The sequence below is a fragment of the Mycobacterium shimoidei genome (genome assembly GCF_900417275.1).
Taxonomy (GTDB): domain Bacteria; phylum Actinomycetota; class Actinomycetes; order Mycobacteriales; family Mycobacteriaceae; genus Mycobacterium; species Mycobacterium shimoidei.
On the sequence record NZ_UEGW01000001.1, the window covers coordinates 3,508,043 to 3,520,078 of the forward strand.

General features: G+C 65.0%; 13 protein-coding genes. 8 read left to right on the forward strand and 5 right to left on the reverse strand.

Going from position 1 to position 12,036, the window contains the following annotated elements; translation table 11 throughout:
• The first annotated feature begins 37 nt into the window (after window positions 1-37).
• The 3 genes from dtd to MSP7336_RS16955 all read left to right on the forward strand — a co-directional run bounded on the left by dtd (window position 38) and on the right by MSP7336_RS16955 (window position 2,343).
• The gene (gene dtd, locus MSP7336_RS16945; RefSeq protein WP_113964174.1) at window positions 38-469 is read left to right on the forward strand and encodes a D-aminoacyl-tRNA deacylase; all 432 of its coding nucleotides are present in this window, start codon (window positions 38-40) and stop codon (window positions 467-469) included.
• Window positions 470-536: 67 nt separating this feature from the next.
• Window positions 537-1,475, forward strand: coding sequence for a sensor histidine kinase (locus tag MSP7336_RS16950; RefSeq protein WP_113964175.1), 939 nt, complete (start codon window positions 537-539; stop codon window positions 1,473-1,475).
• 13 nt (window positions 1,476-1,488) lie between these two features.
• Window positions 1,489-2,343, forward strand: a complete 855-nt coding sequence (locus MSP7336_RS16955) for a hypothetical protein (protein WP_113964176.1) — start codon at window positions 1,489-1,491, stop codon at window positions 2,341-2,343.
• 5 nt (window positions 2,344-2,348) lie between these two features.
• On the opposite strand, the gene MSP7336_RS16960 is transcribed toward MSP7336_RS16955, so the two are convergent.
• Both MSP7336_RS16960 and MSP7336_RS16965 read right to left on the reverse strand, forming a co-directional pair.
• Window positions 2,349-3,086 carry a glucose 1-dehydrogenase gene (locus MSP7336_RS16960; RefSeq protein ID WP_069396380.1) on the reverse strand — a complete coding sequence of 246 codons (738 nt, stop codon included), beginning with the start codon at window positions 3,084-3,086 and terminating at the stop codon, window positions 2,349-2,351.
• Between the two features lie 24 nt (window positions 3,087-3,110).
• Entirely contained in the window at window positions 3,111-4,184 is a 1,074-nt protein-coding gene (locus tag MSP7336_RS16965; protein WP_113964177.1) for an NAD(P)H-dependent amine dehydrogenase family protein, read from the reverse strand.
• A gap of 68 nt (window positions 4,185-4,252) precedes the next feature.
• Here MSP7336_RS16965 and MSP7336_RS16970 point away from each other — a divergent pair, with 68 nt between their 5' ends.
• Complete coding sequence (locus MSP7336_RS16970; protein ID WP_113964178.1) at window positions 4,253-5,383, forward strand: nitronate monooxygenase; 1,131 nt, start codon at window positions 4,253-4,255, stop codon at window positions 5,381-5,383.
• A 24-nt stretch (window positions 5,384-5,407) separates the two neighbouring features.
• On the opposite strand, the gene MSP7336_RS16975 is transcribed toward MSP7336_RS16970, so the two are convergent.
• Window positions 5,408-5,857: a hypothetical protein gene (locus MSP7336_RS16975; protein ID WP_069396383.1), complete on the reverse strand. Its 450-nt coding sequence runs from the start codon at window positions 5,855-5,857 to the stop codon at window positions 5,408-5,410.
• A 193-nt stretch (window positions 5,858-6,050) separates the two neighbouring features.
• Here MSP7336_RS16975 and MSP7336_RS16980 point away from each other — a divergent pair, with 193 nt between their 5' ends.
• Genes MSP7336_RS16980 through MSP7336_RS16990 form a run of 3 tightly spaced genes read left to right on the forward strand, consistent with a single transcriptional unit; the run spans window position 6,051 to window position 8,902 of the window.
• Window positions 6,051-7,313: a cytochrome P450 gene (locus MSP7336_RS16980; RefSeq protein ID WP_113964179.1), complete on the forward strand. Its 1,263-nt coding sequence runs from the start codon at window positions 6,051-6,053 to the stop codon at window positions 7,311-7,313.
• Window positions 7,314-7,322: 9 nt separating this feature from the next.
• Window positions 7,323-8,333, forward strand: a complete 1,011-nt coding sequence (locus MSP7336_RS16985; RefSeq protein ID WP_069396385.1) for an alcohol dehydrogenase catalytic domain-containing protein — start codon at window positions 7,323-7,325, stop codon at window positions 8,331-8,333.
• Window positions 8,330-8,902, forward strand: coding sequence for a YceI family protein (locus MSP7336_RS16990; protein WP_244917486.1), 573 nt, complete (start codon window positions 8,330-8,332; stop codon window positions 8,900-8,902). The genes MSP7336_RS16985 and MSP7336_RS16990 overlap by 4 nt, the downstream gene beginning before the upstream one ends.
• A gap of 15 nt (window positions 8,903-8,917) precedes the next feature.
• Here MSP7336_RS16990 and MSP7336_RS16995 read toward each other — a convergent pair whose 3' ends face one another.
• The gene (locus tag MSP7336_RS16995) at window positions 8,918-10,123 is read right to left on the reverse strand and encodes a DUF7159 family protein (RefSeq protein ID WP_181786822.1); all 1,206 of its coding nucleotides are present in this window, start codon (window positions 10,121-10,123) and stop codon (window positions 8,918-8,920) included.
• 338 nt (window positions 10,124-10,461) lie between these two features.
• Here MSP7336_RS16995 and MSP7336_RS17000 point away from each other — a divergent pair, with 338 nt between their 5' ends.
• Window positions 10,462-11,448, forward strand: a complete 987-nt coding sequence (locus tag MSP7336_RS17000; protein ID WP_069396388.1) for an esterase family protein — start codon at window positions 10,462-10,464, stop codon at window positions 11,446-11,448.
• A gap of 14 nt (window positions 11,449-11,462) precedes the next feature.
• On the opposite strand, the gene MSP7336_RS17005 is transcribed toward MSP7336_RS17000, so the two are convergent.
• Entirely contained in the window at window positions 11,463-12,035 is a 573-nt protein-coding gene (locus tag MSP7336_RS17005; protein ID WP_181786824.1) for a hypothetical protein, read from the reverse strand.
• Between the last annotated feature and the right edge of the window lies 1 nt (window position 12,036).

Here is a 12,036-nt window from a genome sequence, read left to right on the forward strand (position 1 = left end):
ATTCGAGCGTAAAACATCGCATGGCAGCATCGCGTCCATGCGAGTTCTGGTGCAACGGGTCTCGTCGGCAAGCGTGTCTGTCGACGGCAAGGTGGTCGGCGCCATCCACCCGGAGAGTCAGGGACTTCTGGCGCTCGTCGGCGTCACCCACAGCGACGACGAAGCGAAGGCGCGGCGGCTGGCCGAAAAGCTCTGGCAGCTACGCATACTCGATGACGAGAAATCCGCCGCCGACATCGATGCGCCGATTTTGGTGATCAGCCAATTCACCCTGTATGCCGACACCGCCAAGGGCAGACGACCGTCCTGGAACGCTGCCGCGCCAAGCGCGGTCGCCGAGCCGCTGATCATGGACTTCATTGCGGCTCTCACGCAGCTTGGTGCCTACGTTCAATCCGGGGTTTTCGGTGCGCACATGCAGGTCGAGCTGGTCAACGACGGCCCGGTAACCGTGCTGCTCGAAGTGTGACGTGCGCCGCATGCTGATTATTGGCTAGGGGCGAGTAAGCGTAGCGTGCGCCGGGTATCCGCGACGCGTGGCGACCGAAGACAACTTCGTGCACCCAGCGTTGTTCTACCGCACGCGTGTCGAATACTTGGATAGCTTGCTGCCGTTCATCGTCGACGGGATCAATGCTGGACACCCGGTGATGGTGGCCGTTCCGGGACCCAATCTGGCGGCGCTGCGCGAGACCTTGGGACGCCACGCCGCCCACGTTGTGATGACCGACATGACTGACGCCGGCCGCAATCCCGGACGGATCCTCGGTGAAGTGCTGAGCGGCTTCGTGGTGAAACACCCCGGTGAACCAGTACGCATCGTCGGTGAACCGATTTGGCCCAGCCGCTCCGAAGTCGAGTACCCGGCCTGCGTGCAGCACGAAGCGTTGATAAACCACGCGTTCGTCGGGCGCGACGTGACCGTGGTCTGCCCATACGACGTCGCGCATTTGCACCCTGGCGTCATCGTCGACGCCTGCAGAACGCACCCGGTACTGTGGCGGCCCGGCTTTCCGGAGCAGCAAAGCGCCTCCTACGACCCCGACCTGGTCTGCGCCCACTACAACCAACCGCTGGGGACTCACAGCGCCGCCGTCAAATACACGGTGCGAAGCCTCGCTGATCTCAGCGGTGCCCGCGCGTTCGCAGTCGCGTATGGGCAATGGTTCCGGTTGTCGGCGACGCGGACCGCGGATCTGCAACTGATCACCAACGAGTTGGCCACCTCGAGTCTGATGTACGCCGCTGGCCCATGCCGGCTCGCGCTTTGGCAGCACGACGGCTATTTGGTGTGCGAAGCGCGCGACCGCGGGCGACTCGACGATCCCCTCGCCGGGCGTCGAACCTATGACAGCGACACCGGCCGGGGCCGCGCCCTGTATGTGGTCAATGCCATCGCCGATCTGACTCGCGCCTATACCGGCGCGGATGAAACGACGATCCGCGCCTACCTGCGGCTGGATGAGGTGGCCTGAGTAGGTTGGCCCCATGCTGCGAGACATCCGCGAGCTGGCCGACGAACGCGAGGCCTACGCCGCGGAACTGCGCCGCCGCTGGGGCGGGCTGCTGAGCTACCGCTACATCGGCCGCCGCTATTCCTCGATGGACCTGGGTCCCGTTGACGACACCGTCACGCTGCGCCACGACATGCGCTCGGGGAGCGGCGGCATCCTGCTGGCGGTGCTCAGCATCGCCTCCCCGGAGGGCGGCGGGATGTCCGATCTGGAAGCGGTGCCGAACCCGGTCATTCATTCCTGCCAGGTTCTTGACCCGGGCCGCGACGTACGCCGTATCGAAGTGATCTCCGAGACGGTGAAACGGGGCCGCCAGCTCGGATTCAGCCGCTCACGCATCGTCGACGCCGACCAACCCACGCGAGTGCTCGCACTGACCGAGGGCCAGGGCATCAGCATCGGCACACCACCCGAGGGACTCGGCCGCATGGAGGTCGAGCCGATTGAGGTGATCGACTCCCCCGACTTGCCCGCGCTGTGGCAGGTCTTCGGTGGGCGCTGCCGCACCGACGGGCACTGGGCGTTGCCCGAACTGGCGGCCGAAGTCGCTTCACCGGACGCCGCCCTGCACATCGGGCCGCAATTCGTGGTCTTGGAGACCGCGGCCGCGCAGCAAGCGCTCCAGGTTGCCCGAACCGATCGAATACAGGGCCGCTCGTCGCACGTGATGTTCGTCGCGCGCGGTAAAGCCGGGCCGTTCCGCGTTGATACAGAAGCGATTCCGGGCGCGGGCGGCACCGTTGCGGTGCGCACGGTCATGCACGACGAGGGCGCCGGCGACCGCGTGATCACCGTCGGCTCGTACCTGTTCGAAAGCGAAAGCTCCTGACGCCGTTAGAACTTGTGCGGAACGTCGAGGATCAAGCCGCCATCCATGATGTATTCGCTACCGGTTGAGTAGGCCGACTCGTCGCTGGCCAAGAACACCACGAACGTCGACACCTCACTGGATTCGGCGGGACGGCCCAACGGGATGTTGAGCATATTGTCCGGAAAGTGCTTGGTCATCGGGGTGCGGATGAAGCCCGGATGAATCGAGTTGACCCGGATGTTGTGCGGCGCCAGCTCCAGTGCTGCGGATTTGGAAAGCCCGCGCACCGCCCACTTCGACGCAACATACGGGTGAACCATCTGGGCGCCCCGTAGCCCTTCGATCGACGAGACGTTGATGATCGAGCCGCCACCCGCGGCGATCATCGGCTCGACGGCGACCCGCATGCCCAGAAACGTGCCGGTGAGGTTGACGTCGATGACCTTCTGCCACTTGGCCATGTCGAATTTGTGGATCTGGCCCAGGGCGACGATGCCGGCGTTGTTGACCAAAACGTTGAGCTTGCCGAACTCGTCGACGGCGGTGGCTGCCGCGGCCTCCCACTGCTCGAGCTCGGTGACGTCGAGGTGCACATAGCGCGCGGCGTCGCCGAGCTCGTCGGCAAGTGCCTTGCCTTCCTCGTCGAGGATGTCTCCGATCACCACCTTGGCGCCCTCGTCGACAAGCGCCCGGGCATGAGCCGCGCCCATGCCGCGTGAGCCGCCGCTGATCAGTGCAACTTTGCCGTCCACGCGCCCCATGACGAAGCAGGCTACCCCAGTGGACTAGAACTTGTTCCAGCGCGGCCCGGTGATCAGCGGCAGGTCCAGCGTGGTCCGAATCCCCGGCGCCGCCGCCACCACCGCCGGAATCGCGTTCACGATGCGCCCGGCGGCGCCCACGATCGCAGCGTGGTTGTGGTCGCCCTTTTTGCTGGTCGGGCAGATGTCCACAGCGTAGGACGGTTCGCCGGTGATCTCGACGCGATAGGAGCCGCCGGGCTGGGCGGGTCGCGCCCAATCGGGGCGCAGATCGTCCCGCAACCGGGTCACGTGTTCGATCACGATGGCAGGTCGGTCGTCGACCATGCCCGTGATCTCGAATCGGATGGCCGCCACACTGCCCTTCGGGACATGGCCGGCGGCGATGTCAAAGGCCTCGCGCGCCGGTTCGCGTTCGTAGTTTTCGGTGATCTCGTCGATCTCGATGCCCAGGCCGGCGGCCAGCTGCCGGATCGCTGTTCCCCACGCGATGCTCAGCACGCCCGGTTGCAGCAGGATCGGCAGCTCGTCGAGCGGCTTTCCGAAGCCCATCACGTCGAACATCACCGTCGCGCCGTCGTAGGTGGCGTAGTCGGCGATCTCCATGCATCGCACCTGCTCGACGTTCTGGCAGGTGCTGGCCAACGCGAACGGGATCAGGTCGTTGGCGAATCCGGGATCGACTCCGGTGATGAACAGGCTCGAATTACCTTGCCGGGCTGTGTCTTCCAGACGTGAGATGTACTTCTCGGGCATCAGTTGCCAGGGGAACTGGAGTATCCCGGGTGATGAGCCGACGATGTTGATGCCGGCGGCCAGGATGCGCGTGCAGTCAGCAATGGCCTCGGCGGGACGGTTGTCGCCCATGGCGCAGTAGACCGCGCAGTCGGGCTGGGTGGTCAACAGCGCGTCCAGGTCGTTGACCGCGGCGACGCCGGTGGCGATGTCGAGTCCAGCCAATTCCCCCGCATCCTTGCCGACCTTGGCCGGAGTCGACACGCACACCCCGGTCAGCTCGAACCGCGGGTCGGTGATGAGCTGACTCAAGGCCAGGCGGCCAACGTTCCCGGTGCCGATGTGGGCGACGCGGATCGTCATGGCTGTCTCCTGTGAACGATGGGCTCTCGTGTACTAAACTAGAACACGTTTCAATTTAAGGAGCAGCCATGCATACCCCCATATGCGACGAGCTCGGTATCGAATTTCCGATCTTCGCCTTCACGCACTGCCGCGATGTCGTGGTCGCGGTGAGCAAGGCCGGTGGTTTCGGTGTACTCGGGGCGGTCGGCTTCACGCCCGAGCAGCTGGAGATCGAGCTGAAGTGGATCGACGAGAACATCGGCGATCACCCGTATGGCGTCGACATCGTGATCCCCAACAAATACGAGGGCATGGACTCGCACCTGTCCGCCGAAGAGCTGGCCGAAACGCTGCGCAAGATGGTGCCGCAAGAGCACCTGGACTTCGCCAAGAAAATTCTCGCCGACCACGGCGTTCCGGTGGAGAACGCCGATGAGGATGCCCTGCAGCTGCTGGGCTGGACCGAGGCGACGGCCACCCCGCAGGTCGAGGTGGCGCTGCAGCATCCGAAGGTGTCGATGATCGCCAATGCGCTGGGCACTCCACCAGCGGAGATGATCGAGCACGTGCACGAGTCCGGTCGCAAGGTAGCCGCGCTGTGTGGTTCACCGTCGCAGGCCCGCAAGCACGCCGACGCGGGGGTGGACATCATCATCGCCCAGGGCGGCGAGGCCGGCGGGCACTGCGGCGAAGTGGGTTCGATCGTGTTGTGGCCGCAGGTCGTCAAGGAGGTGGCGCCGCTGCCGGTGCTGGCCGCCGGAGGCATCGCCAGCGGCCAGCAGATCGCGGCGGCATTGGCGTTGGGTGCGCAAGGGGCATGGACCGGTTCGCAGTGGCTGATGGTGGAAGAAGCGTCGAACACCCCGGTTCAGCAAGCGGCGTACGCCAAGGCCTCCAGCCGGGACACCGTTCGCAGCCGGTCGTTCACCGGTAAGCCGGCCCGCATGCTGCGCAACGACTGGACTGAGGCGTGGGAACAGCCCGACAACCCGAAGCCGCTCGGTATGCCCCTGCAGTACATGGTCTCCGGGATCGCGGTGCGGGCAACCAACAAGTACCCGAACGAGACTGTCGACGTCGCGTTCAATCCGGTCGGTCAGGTCGTCGGACAGCTCAAGAAGGTGGAGAAGACGTCGACGGTGATCGAGCGCTGGGTACAGGAGTACCTCGAGGCGACCAACCGGCTCGACGAACTCAACGCGGCGGCCAGCGTCTGATCGCTCGTCCTCGTCGGATACGTATTACGGGTTCGGGTTATCGCTGGTGATACCCGTGTCTGAGGGGAACCCTCCGCCTTGAAGCGGGAAACCGCCTCCGGTCAGCTGCCCGATCTGCCAGCCGTGTTCGGTGCACAGCATTGGATAGCCGTCAGGAGATTGGGCCGCCAATCCGCGCGGATTGTCGCAGGGCGCACCGACCTCCTGAACTCCGCGCAGCGGGTAGGAGATCACCCAGTAGCCCGATTGCGCCGCCGGGAACTGGTGGGTGATGAAGTGACAGGCCTCGGCCTGGCCGCTGGGGCCCCGCCCGAAGATGAACCGCTCGTAGTTGTCGCACGGTGCACCGAGCGACGCCTCGTAGTTCATCCCCGGCACGTCTCCGTCGTAGTGCTGCGAGTCGGCGGTTGCTGCGGGCGCCAAGCCGACAACTGCTCCAGCGATCGCCCCGGCGGTGAGTGCTACGCGAATCATGGACCAAAGCATAACGAGTGGCGCCCAGGCCACGAGGGCGTTTGGGGCGCTGGTCCGAGGCGACCGCGAGAACACGTTCCAATTCGGTCCCCGCAATCCGTTTAGAACCCGTTCCATCTTCGCGGTCCCGATGCTTTACTGAGCGAGACAGGTTCGTCGTCCGTACCTAATCAGGTCGTTGCAAGGAGCGCCGATGCCGACTCCGAATCTTCCACCCGGGTTCGACTTCACCGATCCAGACATCTACGCCGAGCGGCTGCCGGTCGAGGAACTGGCCGAGCTGCGTCGAGTCGCACCGATCTGGTGGAACGAGCAGCCGTACGGTGCAGGAGGATTCGACGACGGCGGCTTTTGGGTCGTTACCAAACACAAAGACGTCAAAGAGATTTCGTTGCGCAGCGACGTCTTCTCCAGCCTGAAGAAGACCGCGCTGCCGCGGTACAAGGACGGCACGGTTGGTGAGCAGATCGAGCGCGGCAAGTTTGTCCTGCTCAATATGGATGCACCGCAACACACGCGGCTGCGCAAGATCGTCTCGCGGGCGTTCACCCCGCGAGCCGTGGAACGCCTGCGCGACGAGCTTCGCGAGCGTGCGCAGCGCATCGTCGAAGCCGCGGCTGCCGAGGGTGGCGGTGACTTCGTCGAACAGGTGTCCTGCGAGCTGCCGTTGCAGGCCATCGCCGGTTTGATGGGTGTGCCGCAGGAAGACCGCAAAAAGCTCTTTCACTGGTCCAATCAGATGGTGGGCGACCAGGATCCCGAGTTCGCCAGCAACGACGCGATCACCGCGTCGGTCGAACTGATCATGTACGGCATGCAGATGGCCGCGGAAAAGGCCAAGAATCCCGGGCAGGATCTGGTTACCACCCTCATCCAGGCCGACGTGGACGGGCACAAGCTGTCCGAGGACGAGTTCGGGTTCTTCGTCATCCTGCTGGCCGTCGCCGGCAACGAGACCACCCGCAACTCCATCACCCAGGGGATGATGGCGTTCGCCGACTACCCCGACCAGTGGGAGCTGTTCAAAAAGGAGCGTCCGGGCACGGCGGCGGACGAGATCGTGCGCTGGGCCACCCCGGTGACCTCCTTCCAACGCACCGCACTGCGCGATTACGAACTATCCGGTGTGCAGATCAAGGAAGGCCAGCGGGTGGTGATGTTCTACCGCTCCGCCAACTTCGACGAGGACGTGTTCGAGGATCCGTTCACCTTCAACATTTTGCGGGATCCCAACCCGCACGTCGGTTTTGGCGGCACCGGAGCCCACTACTGCATGGGTGCCAACCTGGCGCGGATGACGATCGATCTGATCTTCAATGCGATCGCCGATACGATTCCCGACCTGACGCCGGTCGGCAAACCCGAGCGGTTGCGCTCAGGGTGGCTCAATGGCATCAAGCACTGGCAGGTCGACTACCGCACCTCCGCTAAAACGAAATCGCCTGCGGCGCATTAGGCTAGGCCATTGCCCTCACACAAAGCAGTCCACGTTAAAACCGCGGGCGGGCCACTGGAACTCGTCGACGTCGAGACGACCTCGCCGACGCGCGGCGAAGTGCGCATCGACGTTGGCGCCTGCGGTATCTGCGGCACCGACGCCCACTTTGTGGCCGGCGCCTTCCCCGGCATGTCCTGGCCATTGACCCCAGGGCATGAAATCGCCGGCACGATAGCCGAAATCGGCGAAGGTGTTGAAGATTTCGCGGTTGGCGATCGCGTGGCCGTCGGATGGTTCGGCGGAAACTGCAACCACTGCGACCCGTGCCGAAAGGGCATCTTCATCCACTGCGCCAACGGTAAAGTTCCCAGCTGGCAATATCCCGGCGGCTACGCCGAATCGGTGACCGTGCCGGCCACCGCGCTGGCCCGGATACCCGCCGAGCTGTCCGACGCGGAGGCCGCCCCGATGGGTTGTGCCGGTGTCACGACTTACAACGCACTTCGTCACACCAAGGCACTGCCCGGTGACCGGGTGGCGATCCTCGGCGTCGGCGGGCTTGGCCATCTGGGTGTGCAATTCGCCCGCGCAATGGGTTTCGAGACCATCGCGATCAATCGCGGCACTGCCAAAGCCGATGATGCCCGCAAACTGGGTGCGCACCATTACATCGACGCCACCGGTGATGTATCCGAAGCACTGAAAGCCCTGGGGGGTGTCTCGGTGGTGCTGGCCACCACCGGTAACTCGCAGGCCATGGCCGCAACCATCGGCGGCCTGTTGCCACGAGGTGAATTGGTGGCGATCGGCGTCACGCCCGAGCCGCTGCCGATCAGCCCCTCGCAACTGATCACGCCGGCAGTCAGTATCGTCGGCCATCCGTCCGGGACCGCCAAAGAGGTTGAAGAGACAATGCATTTCGCCGTGCTGTCCGGTGTGCGGGCATGGATCGAAGAGCTGCCGCTGTCGCAGGCCGCCGAAGGATACGAGGCCCTGGAGCAGGGCCGGGCCCGCTACCGGACCGTCCTGACGATGTGAACCGAGACAACCCAGCCGTGTGGACCCTGACCGCAGCCGACGGCGAATTGCTGGTACACACCGATGTCGGCGGCCGGGCCGCGAAGATGGGCCATCGCCTTACGATCGCGATGCGGCGCTGGCGGGCCACCGTCAGGTGGGCGGCGGGTGAACCGATCGTCGCGGAACTGGCCGTCGAGGTGAATTCGCTCGAGGTGCTCCGGGGCGAAGGGGGTGTCACCCCGTTGTCCGGTCCGGAAAAGGCCTTGGTGCGGTCCAACGCGCTGCGATCGTTGGGCGCCGCGGAGTTTCCGGAAATCAGCTTCGACACGGACACGATCGAAACGAGCAGTGGCGGTTACCGTCTCACCGGGACGCTGCACATTCACGGAAAAGTGCGCGAGCAGGTAATCGATTTGCGCACAGACGATCTCGGCGAATCGTGGCGGATGTCATGCCAAGCCGTCGTCACCCAAACCGATTTCGGTATCAAGCCGTACTCGCTGCTGATGGGCGCAGTGAAAGTCAAAGACGAAGTGACAGTGTCGTTTACCGCGCAGCGGGCCAAGGACAGAGCCGAGGACAACTGACCCGCTCATCGGGTCTTACGGTATTGCGGGATTGGGCGGCGGGCCTTGTGGCGGAGGTGCATCTGGCGGCACGTCTTCGGGTTGACCGTGCAGGCGCTCGAGGATCTTCGTCAACAACGGGTGCGGGTTAGGCTCCGGAGGCGGCGGAGCGGCCGGTGGCGGCGGTGGTGGTGGTTCGGCTTCGGGCAGGTCGGCCGGCGGCTCGGGGGCAATGCCGCTTTGCGGTTCGACGGCGGCAGCGACCGTCGGCTCTTCGACGGGTTCCGGCTCCGGTTCCGGCGCGGCTGGGGTGGGCGGAGTTTCGACCTTGACCGCCGGCGGCGCGGCGGGCGCTTTCGCAATCGGTGTCGGCGTTGGCTTGTGAACGTGGACCGGTTGGGCTGGCTTATCGGGCAGCATCTTCGGACTCACGGCCAGCGAGACCGAGGCCACCAGCGTCACCGCACCGGCGGCCAACATGCCCACCGCCCCAGCCAAAGACGGGGACCGCGACCGCCCGGACCGGGCTCGCGTCGGGCCGGCACGCTCGGTCATCGGCGCGTCTGCGAACTCGGTGCTGTGCACGGCTGCCAGGGCCGCGCCCCTGGCCATAGCCAACCGCACCCCGTTTTGGGTGAATACCGGGACCGGCAGCGCTTCCTCGAGTTGCCACGACAACGCATCAAGTCCGTCATCGGCGACGACCACGACGCCATCGGGTTTCCATGCGCTCCGATCGAACATCGTGGTCAGCCATTGGGTGAGTCGGTCGGCATCGCCCGGCAAGTGCTTGACGGCGGTTTGCGCGTCACCGTCGGAGTCGTCGACCATCACGACAGTCGCCGAATCGCGCTCGAGCACGCATACCGCGGCCCGGTCATAGCCCACGACCGGCGCGATTCCCCGCCCCAGCAGCTCAGCGGAATCGAGCGAACGAATAGGGACGACGTTGCTGAGGCCGCGTTGCGTCAACGACTCCAGCAGCAGCGCGGCCTCCGCGGACGCGGCATCGCTCCACGTCACGCCGACCAGATGCAGCCGCTGATCGAGCTGGGCCGCAGCTGTTCGGGCGTGCAGCACCGCGTCGGCCACCTCTTCCGAGGTACACGCTGCGAGTGCTCCACCACCGGTTGTGACCTCGAATTGATCGTGGTCCAGGATGGCGCCGTCGGCCTCGCGCCCTTCGACGAGCACCCACCCAACGGCAGTGTCAGTCAGCGACAGCCCTAGTACCGTCTCCAAATTCGCACCTCAATCACGCCCTGACCTGCGATGACGCCGCCGCGCGTACCAAGAAGCCGGGTCAGGGCAATGTGGTCTTCCTCGGCGTACCGCGGGTAGCCTACGCGTGTGTCGCGCAGCCGATCGATCTGGTGTCGGCGACGCTGAAGGCCGTGCACGCCGTAGAACACGCGTTAGAAGTAGCCACGGCCGGGTAATCGCCGCCCTGGCATGGCTGCTGAGCAGGTGCCAGCGGCCGTGACAAAACAGCGACATGTTTGCGCTCTAATCGACATATTGACCACCACAAGGTAAGTTCTGCCGAGGGCGCTCGACGGCATACGACAAGGGGAACAGGTATGACAGACGTGAGCAAGAGGATGCGCGGCTGGGCGCGGCGGTTGATGATCGCCGCGGTTTTGGCCGCCGCACTGCCGGGCCTAGTCGGTCTTGTAGGTGGGGCCGGCACGGCGGGAGCATTCTCCCGGCCCGGTTTGCCGGTCGAATACCTGCAGGTGCCGTCGGCGGCGATGGGCCGCGACATCAAGGTCCAGTTCCAAAGCGGCGGCGCCAACTCACCGGCGGTCTACCTGCTCGACGGCCTGCGTGCTCAGGACGACTACAACGGCTGGGACATCAACACCCCTGCCTTCGAGTGGTACTACCAGTCCGGCCTGTCGATCGTGATGCCGGTCGGCGGACAGTCCAGCTTCTACACCGACTGGTACCGGCCCGCGTGCGGCAAGTCCGGCTGCCAGACCTACAAGTGGGAGACCTTCCTGACCAGCGAACTGCCCGGTTACCTGGCCTCCACCCAGAACGTCAAGCCGACTGGAAGCGCGGCGGTCGGAATCTCCATGGCGGGCGCGTCGGCAATGAACCTGGCGATCTACCACCCTGGTCAGTTCATCTACGCCGGTTCGCTGTCGGGTTACCTGAGCCCGTCCACCGGTCAGGGCTGGATAGGCCTGGCGATGGGTGATGCCGGCGGCTACAAGAAGGAAGACATGTGGGGACCGGACAACGACCCGGCCTGGGTCCGCAACGACCCCTTGGTCAACGTCGGCCAACTCGTCGCCAACAACACCCGGCTCTGGGTCTACTGCGGTAACGGCACTCCGAACGAACTGGGCGGCGCCAACCTGCCTGCCACGTTCCTGGAGAGCAACTTCATGATCGGGGTCAACAAGAAGTTCGAAGAGGCGTACAACGCCGCGGGCGGCCACAACGCCGTGTTCAACTTCCCGGCCTACGGCACCCACAGCTGGGAGTACTGGGGAGCCCAGTTGCAGGCCATGAAGGGCGACCTGCAGAGCAGCCTGGGCGCCGGCGGCGGAGGCGGCTAACCGCTTCGGGAGTTTCATCGCACCCGGCTGGTGATATCGACCCAGCCCGTGGTGTCGTTGCGGTGATCGTTCATGTTGCGGCACTGCCCGTAGAGCCGGACGACTCCGAGGTTCGGATAGTCATCGTCGCGGTACAGGATCGCGGTGACGCCTCCCTTGTGCAGGGTTCTGCCGAACGCGTGCTGGTTGGGCGGTAGGCCCTCATCCCAGCCGTGAGCGACCATGGCCGTCGCGATGCCCTCGAAGTACTTGTCGGTGCGGGCATCTGCGGGCACCGCGAACGTCAGGTAGACCGCACCTTGGTACGGCGGATTCTCCCGGTCCTTACACGACATCAACAGGTACCCTGCCGTCGGCTTCTGCAGGCGGGCCACGCCGACAAACTCTTTGGCCGGTTCGACGACCTCCGCCTGGGTCTGATCGTCGGAGACCGGATTCGCGGGCCGATCCAGGGAGTCGGTTGGCGACGAATGGAATTTGTTCACCGCCAGGAACAATCCGCCCAGTACCAGCGGAATCAACAACGCGACAGCCAACAACGCCCGAGCGGCCGGCGAACGAAGCCACGTGCCCGACAACACGGTCACG